This is a genomic window from Streptomyces sp. TE5632 (assembly GCF_054061295.1).
The window spans coordinates 3,055,453-3,074,066 of the sequence record NZ_JBSSEA010000003.1; the positions used below are offsets into that span (position 1 = coordinate 3,055,453).

Here is an 18,614-nt window from a genome sequence, read left to right on the forward strand (position 1 = left end):
CGGTTTGTGAAAGCCTGCAAGGCTTTGCTCACGACATAATGATCAGGGAACTGGGGGGAAGTACATGGTGACGATGGTGGTTGGCGGCCCGTCGGGCGGGGACGACGAGCAGGTCGCGCGGCTGGCGGCGGGCTCGCCCAACTTCGGTCACCTGCTCGGGCACGAGCCTTTACTGGTGACGCTGGGCTGCGCTGCGGAGTCGTACGTTCACACTGACCCGCACGCGGCCATGGTGAAGACCCGCCTCTACGGCGAGATCATGGCCCGGCACCTGGTCACGCTTCTCGGCATCACTGTGCCGGGGCCCCGCCAGGTCGACCGGATCAACGCGCTCGCCAGAGCCGATGTCCTCGTCCCGCAGGTGCGCACCTGGTTCGAGGCGATCCGTACGACGGGCAACCGGGCGGTCCACGAGTACTACGCCAACGTCCGTGAGGCGCTCCGGTCCGTGGAGATGTGCTTCCGCCTCGGTGACTGGCTGCACCGCTCCCTCGACCAGTCCGACACCACCCACAGGGTGTTCCTGGCGCCCGCGCCGCCTTCCGCCGCGCCTGCGCCCACGACCGTCGCCGACCAGCGCGAGCTGGAGCAGCTGCGTACTGAACTTGACGCCTACCGCCGCAAGTTGGAAGAGGCCCGGCTCAGCTACGACGGCAAGCAGAGCCGTCTGGAGCGTGAGCAGGCCGCCCGCGAGCAGGCCGAGGCGGAACTGGCCCGCGCGGAGGCCGAGCGGGCCGCGCTGCACGACCTGATCGCCGAGCTGAGCGAGAAGATCACCGAGCTGACGGCTCCGGCGATGGAGTCCCGTTCGGCCGCCCGCCCGCTGGACGGGGCCTCGCGGCGCGACGAGTTCATCGCGCAGGCGCAGAAGGCCGCCCGCCCGCCGATGAGTGAGGCGCAGGTCCGCGCCGAGCTGGACCGCGTCCTGGCGAAGGCGGGCTGGGCCGTCCAGGACGACAGTGCCAAGAACCTCTTCGCGGGCAGGGGCGTCGCCGTCCGCGAGGTCTCCACCGCCGTCGGCCGCGCCGACTACCTCCTCTACGTCGACCAGCGCCTGGTCGGTGTCATAGAGGCCAAGCGGGAGGGCGCCGACCTGGAGGCAGCCATGGAGCAGGCCTCCCGTTACGCCACCGGCCTCACCCGCAGTCAGCAGCTCAGCGCCTGGCGGGCCAGCCTGCCCTTCCGGTACGTCGCCGACGGCAACACCGTGCGCTTCCACAACGCGCTCGACCCGTCTCCGCGCACGCGTGAGGTCTTCGCCGTGCACCGGCCGGACACGATTGCCCGCTGGGTGGAGGAGGCCGAGGCCGACCGCAGCGCGCCGACCCTGCGGGCCCGGATGCGCCGCCTGCCGGAGACCTTCCTCGACCCGGAGGACCTGCGCCCGGCCCAGGTGACGGCTATCAACGGCCTGGAGCGCTCCCTGGCCAAGGACGACCCGCGCGCCCTGATCCAGATGGCGACCGGCGCCGGCAAGACGTACACGGTGGTCAGCGAGAGCTACCGGCTCCTCAAGCACGCGGGCGCCAAGCGCATCCTGTTCCTGGTCGACCGCAACAACCTCGGCAGCCAGGCCGCCACCGAGTTCGAGAACTTCGACACCCCGGACGACGGCCGCAAGTTCACCGAGCTGTACGTCGTGCAGCGGCTTGCCGGTGACACCGTGCTGGGCTCCGCGCACGTGGTGGTGTCCACCGTGCAGCGGCTGTGGCTGGCGCTGACGGACCGTGACGTGCCGAGCGCCGACCGCGAGGACGCGTCCCTGGACCGCTACGACCTGGTCGACGAGCCGGTGGAGGTCGGCTACAACCCGGACCTGCCACCCGAGGCGTTCGACCTGATCGTCGTCGACGAGTGCCACCGCTCGATCTACGGCAAGTGGCGTGCGGTCCTGGAGTACTTCGACGCCCACCTGGTGGGGCTGACCGCCACCCCGGTCAAGCAGACCTTCGGCTTCTTCTTCCAGAACCTGGTCAGCGAGTACCCGTACGAGCAGGCCGTCGCCGACGGCGTCAACGTCGACTTCGACGTCTTCCGCATCCGTACGGAGCTGGGGGAGAACGGCGGGACGATCCCGGCGGAGACGGTAGTCCCGATGCGGGAACGCAAGACGCGTCGTGAGCGGTACCAGGAGCTGGAGGAGGACCTGGAGTGGAAGGCGTCCCAGCTGGGGCGCCAGGTCATCAGCAAGGGGCAGCTGAAGCTCGTCGTCGAGACGTTCCGCAAGCACCTGTTCACGGAGATTTTCCCGCCAATGGGGGAGGGGGAGGCGCAGCGGGCGCGCACGCACGTGCCCAAGACGCTGATCTTCGCCGTGGACGACAACCACGCCGACGAGATCGTGCAGATGGTGCGGCAGGTCTTCGGGGAGAGCGACGACTTCTGCCGGAAGATCACGCACGCGGCGAAGCGGCCGGCCGAGTTGATCAAGGCGTTCCGCAACAGCCCCGAGTTGCGCATCGCGGTCACCGTCGACATGATCGCCACGGGGACCGACATCCCGCCGCTGGAGTGTGTCTTCTTCCTACGGGACGTCAAGAGCTGGGCCTACTTCGAGCAGATGAAGGGGCGCGGCTCGCGGACCATCGACCCGGCGGAGTTCCAGGCGGTCACGCCGGACGCGGAGGTCAAGGAGCGGTTCGTCATCGTCGACGCGGTGGGCGTGACGGACTCGCCGCGCGTGGACGCGCGCCCGCTCGTCCGGGTCTCCGAGCGGAAGATCCCGCTGGAGCGGCTGATGGCCAAGACGGCGGGGCTCGCGATGACTGAGGACGAGGTCGCCACACTGGCGGGGCGCCTGGCACGCCTCGACCGGCAGCTCACGGATGAGGAGCGGGACGAGGTCGAGGAGCTGGCCGGCCAGCCGCTGAGGGAGATCGTGGGTGGACTGGTCCGGTCCGTCGACCCCGACCAGCAGGAGCGGGCCCGGCGGATCGGCGGTCAGGCGCAGGTACGGCAGGAGATGCTGGACGCGCTGAAGCCGATCGCCGCCAACCGTGAGCTGCGGGACCGGCTGATGTCCATGCGCCGGGCCCACGACATCGTCATCGACGAGGTGAGCGTGGACGAGGTGAAGGAGGCGCGCGGCATCACGGCCGACGAGCTGGCGATGCGGCGGGTGACCTCCTGGAAGCAGTACCTCGACGACCACCGGGACGAGATTGCCGCGTTCAACATCGCCTTCAGCGAGCGGCGCGACCCACAGGAGGTCTACCGACGGCTCAAGGACCTCGCACGCAAGATCGAACGCCCTCCGTTCCAGTGGACTCCGGGGCGGCTGTACGACGCGTACGTGCAGCTCGGGAAGGCGGCTCGGCATCCGCGGGGGACTGCGGGTGTGGTGGACCTGATCGGGCTGCTGCGGTTCGAGCTGGGGCTGGAGGAGGAGGTACGGCCGTACCGGGCGCTGGTGGAGGAACGGTACGCGGCGTGGCGGGCCCGGCAGGAGCAGGCGGGGGCGGTGTTCACCGAGGACCAGGTGTGGTGGCTGGACCGCATGGTCGACGTGATAGCGACGGATGCGGCGATCGAACCCGAGCATTTGAAGGACGTACCCTTCATCGAGCGCGGGGGCGTGGACGGGTTCCTGAGGGAGTTCGGGGCCGATCGGGGGGCTGAGATTTTGGATGAGCTGGGACGGGAGTTGGGCGCGTGAGTTTGGAAAATGGCGGCCCTTGGGAGTTGCCGCGGGGGTGGGCTTGGGCGTCTTTTGGGGAGGTAGCTCATGTAGCCAGTAACCTTGTATCGCCTCTCGAATACCCTGCCTTGCCGCATATTGCGCCGAATCATATCGAGTCAGAGACGGGGCGCTTGCTGCCCTTCTCGACGGTGGCTGAGGACGGGGTGAAGAGTCCAAAGCACCTTTTCTCCGAGGGTCATATTCTCTACTCGAAGATCCGTCCGTATCTCGCCAAGGTTGTAGTGGCGAGGTTCGATGGCCTGTGCAGCGCAGACATGTACCCAGTTTCCACGGAGTTGGACCTTGGATACCTCGCTCTTTGGCTGCGCAGTCCAGCATTCACTAGCTTTGCCGCCAGGCATCAAGGGCGGTCGGTTCTTCCTAAAATCAACAAGGAAGCCCTAGCAAAGCTTCCTGTTCCAGTGCCGCCGCTGGAGGAGCAGCGACGCATCGTTGCCGCGCTCGAAGAGCAATTGTCGCGGCTCTCGTCTGGCGCAGAGTGCCTAGGTGGCGCTCTGAGCAAGGCGAACGCGCTGCGGCGGAAGGTCTTGGCAAACCTCACTAACTCCTCAGGGAGTGGCTGGGAAGAACGCAAGCTGGGTGATCTAGCGGTCAGTGTCCGTAACGGCATGTACGTTTCTCGCCCTGGGGTAGAGCCGGATGGTGTTGCCATTTTGCGCATCGGCGCGGTACGGGCGTTGCGACTCGACCTGGCAGACCTGAGATACAGCGCTGTCGAAGAGCAGCGCGTTGCGGCGGACGGGTATCTCCTTGCGCAAGGTGACCTACTCTTCACGCGCTATAACGGGAACCCTGCCTATGTGGGGGCCTGCGCAGTCGTGCCGGGAGACGCAGGTCCTCTCACTTATCCTGACAAGCTCATCCGCGTGAAACTTCGTCGAGAAGTTGCTGACCCTGATTTTGTGGCCATGACGTGTACCGGTGGATCTGCACGACAGGCTATTTCGGCGGCCGTAAAGACAACTGCTGGACAGGCCGGAATTTCTGGCAAGGATCTGAAGCGGGTAATGATCTCACTCCCGTCGCTCGATGAGCAGCGGAGGCGGGTACGGGAGTATCGGAACTGGGAAACGGTGATCGCCCGCTTGGAGGCGGAAGCGGCCAAGGGGGAACGTCGGGCGGAGCGTCTTCGCCGATCGCTTCTTGCCGAAGCCTTCGCTGGCCGCCTGGTTCCCCAAGACACCGCCGACGAGCCCGCCAAAGCCCTGCTCGACCGCATCCGCGCGGAGCGCGAGGCAGCCGGAGCCACCAAGTCCCGGCGTCGGAGCCCGCGCCGGGCGCCCACTCAGCGGAAGCGCACGCCGGATACCGCAGCGGCACCGGACGCACCCCCACCACCCCGTGCCAACGCCTCCGCCCTTACCGCCGCCACTCAGCCCACCCTTGACCTGGAGATCCCCTCGTGACCACGACCGAGGCTCGTCGGCTCGTCGACAAGCTCTGGAGTTACTGCCATGTCCTACGGGACGATGGTGTCTCCACCATCGACTACGTCGAGCAGTTGACGCTCCTCGTCTTCCTGAAGATGGCGCACGAGGCGCAGTCTCGGCCACCTATGTTCCGCGAGCAGATCATGCCCGAGGGGTCGGTCTGGGAGGGCCGTGGCTGGCCTGAGCTGCTGAACAACGATGGTGCCGAGCTCGAAGCCGCCTACACGCAGCTCCTCGAAGACCTCGGAGCCCAGCGCAAGGGCACCACCTTCCACCTGATCTTCAACGGGGCCCGTAACCGCATCCACGACCCCGCCAAGCTCAAGCGCCTGGTCAAGGACCTGATCGACAAGGAGAACTGGTCGGGTCAGAAGACCGACATCAAGGGCGACGCCTATGAGGAACTGCTCTCCCGTGGCGCGGAGGACATCAAGTCGGGCGCGGGTCAGTACTTCACCCCGCGTCCGCTGATCCAGGCCATCATGGACTGCGTCCGTCCCACCCCGGACGACACAATCACCGACCCCGCCAGCGGAACCGGCGGCTTCCTGCTCGCTGCCGCCGAGCACATCCTCAACGAGTACGGCAACCGCCTCACACCCGAGCAGCGCAAGCACCTCAGCAGTGGCGGCATCTGGGGCACCGAGCTGGTCAGGAACACGGCCCGTCTCGCCGCTATGAACCTCTTCCTGCACGGCATCGGCCAGCCCACCGGGCCCACCCTCGTCCACGACCGTGACGCCCTCATCGCCCCGCCCACCAAGCGCGCGAGTCTGGTCCTTGCGAACCCGCCCTTCGGTAAGAAGTCGTCGATCACCGTCTACGGCGACGACGGCTCCGCCGCCCGCGAGGCGATCGCCTACGAGCGCCGTGACTTCTGGGTCACCACGACCAACAAGCAGCTCAACTTCGTCCAGCACATCGCCTCGCTGCTGGAGATTCACGGCCGGGCTGCGGTCGTCGTCCCGGACAACGTCCTCTTCGAAGGCGGCGCGGGTGAGACCATCCGCCGGCGCCTGCTGAAGGAGTACGACGTCCACACGCTGCTACGCCTGCCCACCGGCATCTTCTATGCGGGCGGCGTCAAGGCCAACGTACTGTTCTTCGAACGCAAGCCGGCCCGCCCCGAGCAGCCGTGGACCGAGAAGCTGTGGGTCTACGACTTCCGGACCGCCCAGCACTTCACCCTCAAGCAGAACCCCCTCACTCGGGCCCACCTCGAAGACTTCGTGCAGTGCTACCGCCCCGACGAGGACCGCTCCAAGCGGGTAGAGACGGAGCGCTTCAAGGCGTACACGTACGAGGAGCTGACCGCCCGCGACAAGGCCAACCTCGACATCACCTGGCTCCGCGACCCGAGCCTCGACGACGCGGACAGCCTGCCCGCGCCCGAGGTACTGGCCGCCGAGATCGTCGAGGACCTTCAGGCCGCGCTGGAGGAGTTTGCCGCGATTGCGGAGACCTTGCAGCAAGCCGGGGGAGAGGGCGTGACGGAGGAAGCGACTCCGGCTGTCGACTGACACGCAGAGGTGGCCCGCACCCGTGGCTTCGGGTACGGGCCACGCACGTCCACTCCCTCAGTGCCCGGAAACGTACGGCAAGAAGACCGTCCAGGTTGTGGGGGTGAGGACAAGACGGGGACCGTCGGGGTTCTTGGAATCGCGGATACGGATGGTCTCGGGAGTGGTGGCGACCTCGACGCAGGAGGGGGTGTCTGCACCGCTGTAGCTGCTCTTTATCCACTTGAGCACTGTCTCGTCCCTGGAGGCGGGCTTGAAACTCATGGCTCTCCCAGCATTTTCTCGATGAAGGCCAGGGACTCTTCAGGAGTGAGGGCTTGGGACCGGATGGTCCCGTAACGGATCTCAAGGATCTGAACGAGCTTAGGGTCGACGATTGAACGACTGGTGAGCTGTACCTCGTTGTATCCCACGGTGGTGCCGTCCTTGAGCCTGAGCACCCGGAACGGGCCATCGACCCCAGCGTTTCCCTCGCGCCCAAGAGGCATGACCTGGAGGTCAACGTTTCGCAACCCGCCCAACCGCAACAGTTGTTCGAGTTGCTTGCGCATCACCATTGTGCCCCCGTAGGGGCGCCGCAAGGTCGACTCGCACTGTACGAAGCTGAAGACCGGCAGCGTGGCGGCGCTGTCCATGATCTCTTGACGCGCCACTCGCGCAGTCACCTGCTGCTCCAACTCGTCCTCCGCGAACGGTGGACGCCGTGAGTCGAACACTGCCCGCGCGTACCCCTCGGTCTGCAACAGCCCGTCGATGACCGAGTTGTTGTAGGAGCAGATCTCGACGGCTTCCGACTCCAGCCGCTTCACGTCCCGCACCTTCTTCGGGTACCGGACCTCCGCCACGTCCCTTTTCATCGCGGCGATCTTCCCGCCCGCTCCCAGGACTTCGTCCGCCGCGTCCAAGTACTCCGGTCGGGGGATCCGTCGTCCCCGCTCCACACAGGAGACCGTCTCCTCCCCGTATTTGATCGCCGCCCCGAACTCCGCCTGCGTAAGGCCGGCCGCCTCCCGCCACAGCTTCAACTGCCGTGTGACCGTACGCATCACGGCCCCGGCCTCTTCGTCGTCCAGCCCCGTTTCCCACCCGCTCATGTTCGCCGCCTCCCGTCGCGCGCCCTTCCCCGGACCAACTCCGGCCGCCTACACCCGGTCACCCCGGGCAGGGCGGACAGAAACCGGACACCTGGCGTACAGCCGTCGGCCGTACGAGCTGCCCGTATTCACAGTTTGCACACGCGTCGGCACACTGAGTGGCATAAATCAGGAAACTCTGCTCGCGGAAAGAGAAGGGACCCCCATGACGACACTCGCCCCCGAGACCCCCTGGGCGCTGCGCCTGGTCACTGACCGGTTGCCGGTCGGGCCGCCGCCGTACGCGACGGTGACGCTCGACCCCGTCACACAGACCGCCCGCTACACCGACGCGGCCGGGAGGCCGGTCGAGATGGGCAAGCACGGGACGTCGAAGACGACCGGTACTGCGTCCGTGTCCGGGGGCGGTGACGGGAACGGTCCGCGGCCCCAGAGGCAGGACGACAACACCACCGACTACGAGTCGGACTGACCGATGGCTTCCACCGTCCTGGTCGTCACCGCGCTGGAGGACGTCACCGCGGACTGGGTCGTCGCCGCGTTGAACGAGCGCGGGGTGCCCGTCGTGCGCGTCGACCCCGCCGACATCGGGCCCTCCCTGGCGTTCGGCTTCCGCATCGACGCGGACAGGCCGGCGTGGGGCGGGTGGTTGCGTACGGCGAGCCGGGAGGTGGAGCCGGGGGAGGTGGCGGCGGTGTACTACCGCCGTCCCACTCCGTACGGTGCCCGGTTCGCGCACCTGCCCCGGCAGCAGCGGGACTTCGCCGCCGCCGAGGCGAGGCACGGGCTCGGCGGCGTCCTGAACGACCTGCCCGGTGCCCTTTACGTCAACCACCCGGCCGCGGTGGCCCGTGCGGACTTCAAGCCCGCCCAGCTCCGGAGGTTCGCCCGACTCGGGCTGAGGATTCCTCCGACGCTGATCACCAACGACGTGAAGACCGCGAAGGAGTTCGCCGCTGAGCACGGCCCCGTCGTCTGCAAGACGTTCCGGGGCCTGCCCGGCGGTGACGACGGGCACACCGGAGCGATCTGGACCCAGCGGGTCGACCCGGAGGCCTTCGACGACACGCTCGCCGTGACCGCGAACCTCCTTCAGGCGGAGATCCCCAAGACCGGTGACGTACGGGTGACCGTGGTCGGCCGTCGTGTCTTCGCCCAGCAGATCGCCGCACCGGACGGCGCGCTGGACTGGCGCCGGGGTAACTGGGACGCCCTGCTCCACGCCCCCATCACCGTGCCGCCGCCCGTCGAGGCGGCGCTGCACGCCTACCTGGCCTCGTTCGGTCTGGTCTTCGGCTGTTTCGACTTCGCGCTCACCGGTGACGGGGACGCCCCGGAACACTGGACGGCGATCGAGTGCAACCCGAACGGACAGTGGGGCTGGCTTCCCGACGCCGAGGACATCACTGAGGCGTTCGCCGACCTCCTCACCATGGAAAGAGAGGGCCGTTCATGACGATGCCCGTCGACCTCGAAACCGACGCCGCGCGGCTGCGCAAGGCCATGGCGGAGGACCTCGCCGCACGCGGGTTCCTGGACGATCCGGGCTGGCGCGCGGCGGTGGAGACGGTGCCCCGGCACCGGTTCGTGCCCGGCTTCTACCTGCCCGCCGATGAGTGCGACGGGCAGGGGCTGACCCGGTGGCAGCCTGTCACCGCCGAGTTCGACCACAGGCGCTGGCTGGCCGCCGCGTACTCCGACGCCACGCTCATCACCCAGTTCGACGGTGACGAGCCTGGCTGGGAGAGCCCAGTCGAGCGTCATGGAGGGGCCCCGACCTCGTCCTCCACCCTGCCGTCGCTCGTGCTGAGGATGTGGGCCGACGCCGATGTCCGGGAAGGGCACATGGTGCTGGAGATCGGCACGGGGACGGGATACTCGACCGCGCTCGCCTGCGAACGCCTCGGTTCCGCCGGTGTCACGAGCATCGAGGTGGACCCGCACCGGCTGGAGCAGGCGGCGAGCGCGCTGTACGCCTGCGGTTACACGCCGACGCTTGCGGTAGCGGACGGGCTGTACGGGTACTGGCCCGAAGCCCCGTTCGACCGGATCGTCGCGGCCTGCTCCTTCCGGGCCGTTCCTCCAGCCCTGGTCGCCCAGACCCGGCCGGGCGGGAAGATCCTGCTGACGCTCTCGGGCTGGCTCTACGGATACGCCCGCGTCCTGCTCACGGTCGCCGGGGACGGCACCGCCGAAGGCCGCCTGCTGGGCGGCACCGTCTCCTTCATGTCGGCCCGTACGCACGCGGCGCCGGCCTTCGGCAACCCCGCGCACTGGGCAGCGGAGCTGCCGGGGAGGTCGCGGGCCGGTCGGCACGGTCCCGAACGGATCACCGCCGCGACCGAGGAAGCCTTCCACCTGCGCTTCCTCGTCCAGAGCGCTGTCCCCGACGCGCAACTGGTCATGGTCGGCGATGTCGTGCACCTGGTCGACGTGGTGAGCGGGTCGGCCGCCACGCTGACCCCGGACGGCGACGGTTGGCAGGTGCGGGAGGCCGGCCCGGACGGACTGTGGGAACGCGTCGAGCGGGTCCTCGACGCCTACGACACGGCCGGACGGCCGGGGCCGGAGACCTTCACCCTGTGCGTCCACGAGGACGGACAGCACCTGCGGCACCCGCGGTTCCCCTGTCTGCCGCTGCCGTCGTCCTGACGGGGCACGGTCCGCGTTCCTCCGGGCAGTCCGGACGGGACCGGACACCCCACGGACAGCGACTGGTCGCACGGGCTGCCCGCCTTCACAAAGTGCACGGATATGAACACTCTGGGTGATGTGAATCAGGAAACCGCCGCACCGCGCACCCCACTCCACCAGTTCACCGTGCCGCTCTCCGCCACCCGTCGGGGCGCCCGTCTCGCCCGTCTGCTCGCCGCGGAGCAACTGCGCTCCTGGGAAATCCCGTTGGACCCGGCCCGGTTGATTGTCGCCGAACTCGCCACGAATGCCGCCGTGCACGGCCGCGTCCCCGGACGGAGCTTCCGGCTCGCCCTCACGGTCACTGCGCACGGGGTACTGCGCATCGAGGTCACCGACGCCCGGGGTGAGAGCTTTCCCGCCCGCCCGGACGCCTCTGCAGAACCTGCCGAGTCCGGCTACGGCCTGTTGCTGGTCGAGGAACTGGCCGACCGCTGGGGCGTACGCAGCGGCCCGGTGCCGACCAAGACCGTATGGGCTGAGCTGGACCTTGCCTTTACGCAGTGAACCGCGCGCAGATGCAGGAGCCTGTCGCCCGATACGCCGGCAGCGTTGTCGAGCTCGTGGCGACTATCGGTGGGTGGCCTCTTGTGCTCGGAGTCATGCTCAGGCCTGCACAGGAGGGTTTCGGCCAACTTCTGTGCGCATAAGGCTCTTTCGTATCTCCGAGAACGCACCCGACTCGTAAGATCGCTGGGTGCGACACCCTCGGAGGGCCGAGTGACAGTCACAATCTCAGGCGCGAACCAGCTCACCTTTGCTTTGGTCGGGGGGTATGCCGGTTCCGGCAAGTCGGAGGCCGGCAAGTTGCTGGCCGCGGTGACGGGCTGGGCGATGCTCGACAAGGACACGCTCAGCCGGCCCATGACGGAGGGCCTCCTGAGGGCCATGGGGGGCGACCCGGACGACCGGCACAGTCCGGTCTACCTCGAGCATGTCAGGCCTCTGGAGTACGAGTGCCTGTTGAAGGCGGCCTGGGAAAACCTTGAATGCGGTATCTCCGTGGTTCTTGTGGCTCCGTTCCTCTCGGAGGCCGCCGACAGCCAGTGGACCAGCCGAGTGATGAGGCGATGCCGTCGGCTGGGCGCCCGTTTCGAGGCTTTCTGGGTGGACAGCGACGTGGAGTCCATGCATGAGCGCCTGATCTCGCGCAACGCCTCCCGGGACACCTGGAAACTCGCCCATTGGTCCACGTACGTGGACGGTATGGATCTTGGTCTGCGTCCGGTGAGCTCGCACCACCTCATCGACAACCGCATCAGCGCGGTACGGCCTCTGGCCGAGCAGTTGGAATCCATTGCGCAGAGAATCCTGGAGAGGCCGTGACCGCAGTCGTCCTCTATGGGCCGCCCACGGCAGGGAAGGACACCCTCACGGCGGCGTTGACCGCGGCCGACTCCCGGTTCCAGTTGCTCACCAAACTCAAGCAGGGCACGGGCCGGTCGGCCGGGTACCGGTTCATCACGGAAGCCGAGCTGGACGGCCTGCGCACGCAGGACCGCGTGGTGGTCGAGACCCGTCGCTACGGCAATGTCTACGTCATCGACCGGCATTCCCTCGAAGAGCTCCAGGGCAGGGGGAAGGTCCCCGTGGTGCACATGGGGAACGTCGCCGACCTGCGCGCCCTGCTGGCCGGGACCGGGAGTGGATGGTTACGGGTGCTGCTGTGGGTGCCGAGAGACGTGTGTGAGGAGAGATCGAGGCAACGGGACGACACCGACACCGCCAAACGGCTGGTGGCCTGGGACGAGACCGCTCGGGACATCCTTGACTCCGACCTGCACGACCTGTTCGACGTAGTGGTGCGTACCGACAGGACGGAGCCGAAGGAGGCGGCGGAGAAGATTGCCGCCGCGCTGAACGGTCCCGCTTCCGCCCGTCTCCCCGGGGAGCTGCGGGAAGCCCTGGACCTCACCGACCGGCGGACCCCGCCGCCCCGGCGATAGCCGACCCGGACCTTCGGACGGAGCGCGGAGCCCGCCGTACACGGCGAGGTCTTGCCATCACCAACAGCAGAGGGGGGCGTTCGTGGGAGCTGTCCGGACACTGGAGGAACTGGCGAGGATCGGCCGGCAGCGCACCGTTGTCGGCCGCAGCGTCGAACTGCGACAGGAAGAGGTGGACGCAGACCTTCTTCTGGACACCGTCTCCGCCGACAGGGTCACCCTGGAGCGCGTCAGCGTCGATGGCACTCTGACCGTTCGTTCCTGCCACATCGATGAACTCGTCATCGACCACGTGGAGGCGGATGCCATCCTCGTGACGAATTCGAGGATCGGGCGTCTGACCGTCCGCAACGCCTCGACCGGGTGTGAGGTGATCATCACGGACACCCTGCTGGTCTCTCTCGCCCTCCACTCCTGTGGGAGTACGCGGTTGCAGCGCCTGCGGGTGGAGGAGGTCGTCCAGCTCAACGCGCTGCGCGGAGACGTGCGTATCAGTCATACCCGGCTGTCGGCCATGGCGGTGCGAAGCCAGGTCACCGGGGGGCGTCTCGGGCGCCCGCAGGTGGAAGCCCGTGCACTGCACGCGCGGGAGGACGTCACCTTCGACGATCTCTGGTTGTCCGCTCTGGAACTGCACGACGTGGACGCACAGGAACTGACCTTGCAGCGGGTGCGCCTGGACCGGCCCCTGACAGCGACGGAGCTGCGGTGCAGCGAAACCGTACGCGTGAACGGGCTGGTGGTTCCCGCCGGGGAGTCCAGCACGATCGCCGACAGCACGGTGCGCGGGCCTGTGGAGGTGCGTGACCTCAAGGTGAGTGGCGACGACGATGGTCGCGCGCACGCGACAGCCCGCCTGTCGTTGGAGAACAGTACGGTCATGCGCTTGACGGCCACCTCGCAGGGGCCGGCGGTGATCAGTCTCCGGGGCTCCTCGGTGACCGACACCCTCGCGCTGCCCGGGGGCAGTTCGCGGTACACCCTCGATGCGCATTCGAGTGTCGGTGACATGGAACTCGCCGGGCAGGTCTTCCGGAACGGGCGCCAGATCCTCTCCTTCCTGGAGCGCTCCTTCACCGAAGTGTCCGCCGTGGCGCTGGAGTCGCTCCGGTCGGCCCTGGCCAGACGACACAGGAACCGTGAGGTGGACCAGCTCTACTACCTCACCCGGCAGCATGAGGCCGCCCTGCTGCCGTTGTTACGGCGTGCCGTCTCCCGCGGCATCGTCGGAGGCGTTCTCGGCTGGGGTGTACGAGCGCGCAACCCCGCGCGCTTCCTGGTGGCAGGCGTCCTTCTGACGGCCCTCGGCCTCCACTTCGCAGGCTCGGTGCGCGGCGACGGCCAGGGGGTGACGGACCCGGTGGCTGCGGCGACTTCGCTGGTGTTGGCCCTCGCCCTGTGGCTGAACGTCGGTACCGGCCTGCCGTCGGAGCTCAAGTCCGCGCACTGGACGGCCATGGCCGTCTCGTTCGCCTCGGCCGGTCTGCTGTTCACCACGCTCATCGTGGGCATCGTCATCCGGAAACTGGTTCGCTGACCGATCCGGAAGCACCGGGTGGCAGGGTGGGACGATGGAAGAGAGCACAGTGCCCGCCGTCACGTACGGACTGCGAGGGCGGACGTTCCTGGTCACCGGTGGCAGCCGAGGTCTCGGGTTCGCTGTCGCACGTCTCCTGGCCGCAGAGGGCGCGTCCGTGGCCGTCTGTGGTCGGGATGCCGAACAACTGGCGAGTGCCGCTGCCGAACTGGAGCGGGAGGGCGCCGCACGGGTGCTGACCGGCGCGGTGGATGTCCTCGCGCCGGACGCTCTGGAGGACTTCACGGACGAGGTCGGGCGTGCGTTCGGCGGGCTCGACGGCCTGGTGGCCAATGTGGGCGGCAAGCGCGGCGGTGGGCTTCTCGACTCCACACGCGAGGACTGGCAGACGACCTGGGAGCTCAACGGCGGGCACGCGGTACGGGCTGTGAGGGCGGGACTGCCGCATTTTCACCCGGGCAGCTCCGCCGTCCTGGTCTCCTCCATCTCCGGCTGGAAGCCGCGCTTTCCCGCGCAGTACGGGGCCGCCAAGTCCGCTGAGATCTATCTGGCCGGAGCGCTGTGCCAGGAACTGGCTCCGCATCGGGTCCGGGTCAACACGGTCAGTCCCGGTTCCATCCTCCTGCCGGGAAAGAGCTGGGACCGGCTGCGTCTGCGGGATCCGCAGGCGTACGCCGCCTATGCGGAGCGCAATCCGAGCGGGCGGTTGTTGTACGCGGAGGAGGTCGCCCAGGTGATCGCCTTCCTGCTCTCCCCGGCTTCCGGTGCCGTGAACGGCGCCCATGTGCCGGTGGACGGAGGACAGCCGCAGGCCGGCCTCGGTCCGAGTACCCGGTGAACGGTGACTGTTCTGTGCCTTGCCCGGCCTTACCCGGCGGCTCAGCGGCAGAGTTCGTCGATGGCGTCGGTGAAGGTGGGGAATTCGGCGCGGGCCTCGGTGATGATGTCCCGGGCCGGGCGGCGCGGGGTGGTGGCGTGGCGTTCGGCGAGTTCGGTGAGCTCCGGGTTCGGGCGTGCCCCGTGTTCGTCGTACAGCACGGATTCCAGTGGTCCGATGCCGTCGGCCAGTACCCAGAGGAAGTCGGACAGGTTCCCGGCCACCATGCCGCACTGGCCCTCCGAGCCCATGAACACCACGGGTTGCTCGGTGAGGGGCCGGTCGGGCCGCCCGTACCAGACGGCCGCGAGACCGCCGGTGCCGTCCTGGCCGAAGACCCGGTAGGCGTCGCCGTCGACTTCTGGGTTTCCGGTCCACTGGCGTAGCCAGTCGGTGGTTTCCTCGGCAGTGTCGAAGGCGTCGTAGGGCTCGAAGTCGATCCCGTCACCGTCGGCGTAGTCGAACTCGACGCTGGCCACGTCGGCGAGGGCGGGTGGGAGGCGGCGGTCGTCACCGGTCATCTCGTTCATGGGCGCACCGTAGCCGCCCGCACTGACATGCGACCTTCGCGTCGGCGTCCCGGGTGGGCGACCCGCCAGCGCCGGGAAACGCAGGCTGCGGCGGTTCGCGGGGCGGGGGAGCCGGTCAGTCGGTGAAGCCCTGGTCGGTCAGGGTCTTTTCTATGCGGGCGCGGTGGTTCTTCTCCCAGGTGTCGAGGGATTCCTCGGCCTCCTTGGCGAGTCTGGACCGGGCGGCCGTGAGGATGTCCTCCTCACGTGCGGCGGGGACGACGACGATGCCCTCCTCGTCGGCGACCACGATGTCCCCGGGGTGCACCAGGACACCGCCGACCCGGGCCGGCTCACCGAGCGCGCCGATCTTCTCCTTGGTGCCGGGGATCGGGATGACGCCGCGCGCGAAGACCGGGAAGCCGGCCTCGCGCACCTCGCCGAGGTCGCGTATGACGCCGTCGACCACGAAGGCCGCGACGCCCCGGCGCTGGGCGACGGCACAGACGTTGCCGCCGGCGAGGGCGTGGTCCACGTCGCCCGACTCCACGACGATGACCGAGCCCGGCTCGGCCCGGTAGACCGCGGCGTGCAGCATCAGGTTGTCACCGGGTTCGCACCGCACCGTGCACGCGGGCCCCGCGACGCGCGGTGCGTCCCACAACGGACGGATGCCGATGTCCATGACCTGCGCGCGGCCCAGCAGGTCGGCGAGGGTGGTGGGGGGAACGTGCGTGAATGCCTGGTTCATCGCTTCCTCTGTTTCCAACGTTTCCAATTCCAAGGCGCCGCGGTCAGGGGTGGGAGCATACGGGGACCGGCCAAGGCGTCAGGTGAGGATGACGAGTTGCCGGGTCGCCCTGGTCATCGCGACGTAGCGGTCGACGGCTCCCTCGACGCCCTCGCCGAACGAGTCCGGGTCGACGAGGACCACCAGGTCGAACTCCAGGCCCTTGGACAGTTCCGGGGGCAGTGACCGGACACGGGGCGTGGACCGGAACGTGGGGTGGCCGATGACGCAGGCGATTCCGTCGTCGTGGGCGGTGAGCCAGGTGTCGAGGATCGAGTCCAGGTCGCAGAGCGGTCCGTGGACGACGGGGATGCCGTTGCTCCGGATGGAGGTCGGGACGTTGGCGTCCGGGAGGGCGGCGCGGATGACCGGCTCGGCCTCCGTCATGACCTCTTCCGGCGTGCGGTAGTTGATGTTCAGGGTGGCCACGTCGACGCGGTCGAGGCCGATGCGCCGGAGTCGTTCCCGCCAGGACTCCGTGAAGCCGTGTCTGGCCTGGGCGCGGTCGCCGACGACGGTGAAGCTGCGGGACGGGCAGCGCAGGAGCAGCATCTGCCATTGGGCGTCGGTCAGTTCCTGGGCCTCGTCCACGACGACGTGCGCGAACGGGCCGGCGAGCGCGTCCGGTTCGGGGGTGGGCAGGGCGCTCTCGTCGATCAGGGTGTCCTGGAGGTCCCGTCCGTGCAGCATGGTCACCGCGCCCTCGCCGTCGTCGTCGGAGGCGATGACGTTGTCGATGACGGCGGCCATCCGCTCGCGCTGGGCGGCGACCGAGGCGTCGTGGCGGCGCTTGCGCAGGGACGCCTTCGGGTCGCCGAGCCGCTGCCGTGCCGCGTCCAGGAGGGGCAGGTCGGACACCGTCCAGGCCTGGGCGTCCGCGCGCTGGAGTGCGCGCACCTCGTCGGGGGCGAGCCAGGGGGCGCACATGCGCAGGTAGGCGGGGACCGACCAGAGGTCGGAGACGAGGTCGGTGGGTTCGAGGAGGGGCCAGGCGTTGTTGAGGGCGGTGAGCAACTCCTTGTTCTGGGACAGGGCCCTGCGGAACAGGGTGGGGGAGACGTCGTCGCCGCTCTGCCTGTCCAGCAGCATCGTGACCAGCTCGTCCCAGATCAGGTCGCGTGCCTCGTTGTGCGGGGTGCCCGGTTCCGCCGCCTCGAAGGCTTCGGCCCAGTCGTCGGCGGTCAGGCGGACGTCGGACCAGGGGGTGGTGACCGTCATGGCCCGGGTGGGCGGCTCCTCGTAGAAGCGGACGGCGGTCTCGATCGCCTTCACCATGTCCGCGGACGACTTCAGGCGGGCCACCTCGGGGTCGGTCTCGGCCGTTGCCGTGGCCCCCTCGGGTACGAGGTCCCGCAGGGTGCAGGTCTGCACGCCCTCCTCGCCGAGGCTGGGGAGGACGTCGGCGACGTAGGCAAGGTAGGGCTGGTGCGGGCCGACGAACAGCACGCCGCCCCTGCGGTGGCCGAGGCGCGGGTCGGAGTGGAGGAGGTACGCGGAGCGGTGCAGGGCGACGACGGTCTTGCCCGTACCCGGGCCGCCGTCGACGACGAGCGCGCCGCGCGAGCCTGCGCGGATGACGGCGTCCTGGTCGGCCTGGATGGTGCCGAGCACGTCCCGCATCCGGGCCGACCGGTTGCCGCCCAGACTGGCGATGAAGGCGGAGTGGTCGTCGAGCGCGGCGTGCCCCTCCAGCCCGTCGGCGGTGAACACCTCGTCCCAGTAGTCGCTGATCCGGCCACCGGTCCAGCGGTACCTGCGGCGGCTCGCGAGTCCCATCGGGTGGGCGTGGGTCGCCGCGAAGAACGGCTCGGCGGCGGGGGAACGCCAGTCGAGCAGCAGGCGACGGCCCGTGCTGTCGGTGAGGCCGAGCCGCCCGATGTACACGGGCTCGCCGTCGTCCGCGCCGACGATGTGCCCGAGGCACAGGTCCAGGCCGAAGCGGCGCAGGGCGCGCAGGCGGGCGGTCAGCCGGTGCACCTCGATGTCCCGGTCCATGGCTTCCCGGCCGACGCCGCCGGGTGCCCTGAGCGTGGCGTCGCGGCGGTCGGACAGCTCGGCGATCGTCTGCTCGAGGCTCTCCGCGAGGGCCGCGAAGTGCTGTTCGTCCTCGGCGATCAGGTGCGGGTCGGCCTTGGCGGAGAGGCGTTCGGGGAGGGCGAACACACTGGTCATCGGGTGGTTTGTCGGGTTCACGGTCAGTGATTCTGCGCTATGAAGGGGGCCTTGCCGCAAGCACCCCGGTGCGCTATACGTTGAGAGTGGCAAGGAGTGGGTTCGCCTCCTCGCCTTCTTGCGGCCCTCCCGTGGCGCTCCCTCGCCGGCCCTCGTCGCCACCTCGATCGTCACCGCGGATGATCAAGCCCTTCTTCGCCGTGGAGCGGCGCTTCGAGTGCGCTTCTTGTGCTCACGTCCTTCACCCCCCTGTGCCCCGTCGGCCCTGTTACCCACTTTCGGGCGAAGGGCGGGGTGGCACGTGTGGTGGCGTGCCGGGGCGCGAGCCTGGCTGAACGGTGACGG

General features: G+C 68.6%; 16 protein-coding genes. 11 read left to right on the plus strand and 5 right to left on the minus strand.

All coding sequences use genetic code 11. The features are described 5' to 3' along the window. Positions 1-73: 73 nt before the first annotated feature. Genes ACVW19_RS19175 through ACVW19_RS19185 form a run of 3 tightly spaced genes read left to right on the plus strand, consistent with a single transcriptional unit; the run spans position 74 to position 6,650 of the window. Positions 74-3,655 carry a DEAD/DEAH box helicase family protein gene (locus ACVW19_RS19175; protein WP_457464676.1) on the plus strand — a complete coding sequence of 1,194 codons (3,582 nt, stop codon included), beginning with the start codon at positions 74-76 and terminating at the stop codon, positions 3,653-3,655. After that, positions 3,652-5,106: a restriction endonuclease subunit S gene (locus tag ACVW19_RS19180; RefSeq protein WP_457460568.1), complete on the plus strand. Its 1,455-nt coding sequence runs from the start codon at positions 3,652-3,654 to the stop codon at positions 5,104-5,106. The genes ACVW19_RS19175 and ACVW19_RS19180 overlap by 4 nt, the downstream gene beginning before the upstream one ends. Continuing rightward, positions 5,103-6,650: an N-6 DNA methylase gene (locus tag ACVW19_RS19185; RefSeq protein WP_457460569.1), complete on the plus strand. Its 1,548-nt coding sequence runs from the start codon at positions 5,103-5,105 to the stop codon at positions 6,648-6,650. Before ACVW19_RS19180 ends, ACVW19_RS19185 begins: the two co-directional genes overlap by 4 nt. 57 nt (positions 6,651-6,707) lie before the next feature. Here the strand turns inward: ACVW19_RS19185 and ACVW19_RS19190 are convergent, their stop codons facing one another. Then, complete coding sequence (locus tag ACVW19_RS19190; RefSeq protein ID WP_457460570.1) at positions 6,708-6,914, minus strand: DUF397 domain-containing protein; 207 nt, start codon at positions 6,912-6,914, stop codon at positions 6,708-6,710. Further along, the gene (locus ACVW19_RS19195) at positions 6,911-7,744 is read right to left on the minus strand and encodes a helix-turn-helix domain-containing protein (RefSeq protein WP_457460571.1); all 834 of its coding nucleotides are present in this window, start codon (positions 7,742-7,744) and stop codon (positions 6,911-6,913) included. The genes ACVW19_RS19190 and ACVW19_RS19195 overlap by 4 nt, the downstream gene beginning before the upstream one ends. Positions 7,745-7,949: 205 nt before the next feature. Between ACVW19_RS19195 and ACVW19_RS19200 the strand changes: the two genes are divergently transcribed. The 8 genes from ACVW19_RS19200 to ACVW19_RS19235 all read left to right on the plus strand — a co-directional run bounded on the left by ACVW19_RS19200 (position 7,950) and on the right by ACVW19_RS19235 (position 14,759). Beyond that, entirely contained in the window at positions 7,950-8,216 is a 267-nt protein-coding gene (locus ACVW19_RS19200) for a putative ATP-grasp-modified RiPP (RefSeq protein WP_457460572.1), read from the plus strand. Positions 8,217-8,219: 3 nt separating this feature from the next. Further along, positions 8,220-9,200, plus strand: coding sequence for an ATP-grasp ribosomal peptide maturase (tgmB, locus tag ACVW19_RS19205; protein WP_457460573.1), 981 nt, complete (start codon positions 8,220-8,222; stop codon positions 9,198-9,200). Beyond that, entirely contained in the window at positions 9,197-10,396 is a 1,200-nt protein-coding gene (tgmC, locus tag ACVW19_RS19210) for an ATP-grasp peptide maturase system methyltransferase (RefSeq protein ID WP_457460574.1), read from the plus strand. Before tgmB ends, tgmC begins: the two co-directional genes overlap by 4 nt. A 102-nt stretch (positions 10,397-10,498) precedes the next feature. Next, positions 10,499-10,945: an ATP-binding protein gene (locus tag ACVW19_RS19215; protein ID WP_457460575.1), complete on the plus strand. Its 447-nt coding sequence runs from the start codon at positions 10,499-10,501 to the stop codon at positions 10,943-10,945. A 213-nt stretch (positions 10,946-11,158) separates the two neighbouring features. Continuing rightward, complete coding sequence (locus ACVW19_RS19220; RefSeq protein WP_457460576.1) at positions 11,159-11,764, plus strand: AAA family ATPase; 606 nt, start codon at positions 11,159-11,161, stop codon at positions 11,762-11,764. After that, complete coding sequence (locus ACVW19_RS19225) at positions 11,761-12,384, plus strand: guanylate kinase (protein WP_457460577.1); 624 nt, start codon at positions 11,761-11,763, stop codon at positions 12,382-12,384. Before ACVW19_RS19220 ends, ACVW19_RS19225 begins: the two co-directional genes overlap by 4 nt. An 82-nt stretch (positions 12,385-12,466) precedes the next feature. After that, positions 12,467-13,921, plus strand: coding sequence for a hypothetical protein (locus tag ACVW19_RS19230; protein ID WP_457460578.1), 1,455 nt, complete (start codon positions 12,467-12,469; stop codon positions 13,919-13,921). Positions 13,922-13,955: 34 nt separating this feature from the next. Further along, the gene (locus tag ACVW19_RS19235; protein ID WP_457460579.1) at positions 13,956-14,759 is read left to right on the plus strand and encodes an SDR family NAD(P)-dependent oxidoreductase; all 804 of its coding nucleotides are present in this window, start codon (positions 13,956-13,958) and stop codon (positions 14,757-14,759) included. Positions 14,760-14,800: 41 nt separating this feature from the next. Here ACVW19_RS19235 and ACVW19_RS19240 read toward each other — a convergent pair whose 3' ends face one another. The 3 genes from ACVW19_RS19240 to helR form a co-directional block, all read right to left on the minus strand. Continuing rightward, positions 14,801-15,328, minus strand: a complete 528-nt coding sequence (locus ACVW19_RS19240) for an SMI1/KNR4 family protein (protein WP_457460580.1) — start codon at positions 15,326-15,328, stop codon at positions 14,801-14,803. A gap of 115 nt (positions 15,329-15,443) precedes the next feature. After that, positions 15,444-16,058 (minus strand): RraA family protein, encoded by a 615-nt coding sequence (locus tag ACVW19_RS19245; protein WP_457460581.1) that lies wholly within the window; start codon positions 16,056-16,058, stop codon positions 15,444-15,446. A 78-nt stretch (positions 16,059-16,136) separates the two neighbouring features. Then, positions 16,137-18,269, minus strand: a complete 2,133-nt coding sequence (gene helR, locus ACVW19_RS19250) for an RNA polymerase recycling motor ATPase HelR (protein ID WP_457460582.1) — start codon at positions 18,267-18,269, stop codon at positions 16,137-16,139. Positions 18,270-18,614: the final 345 nt, after the last annotated feature.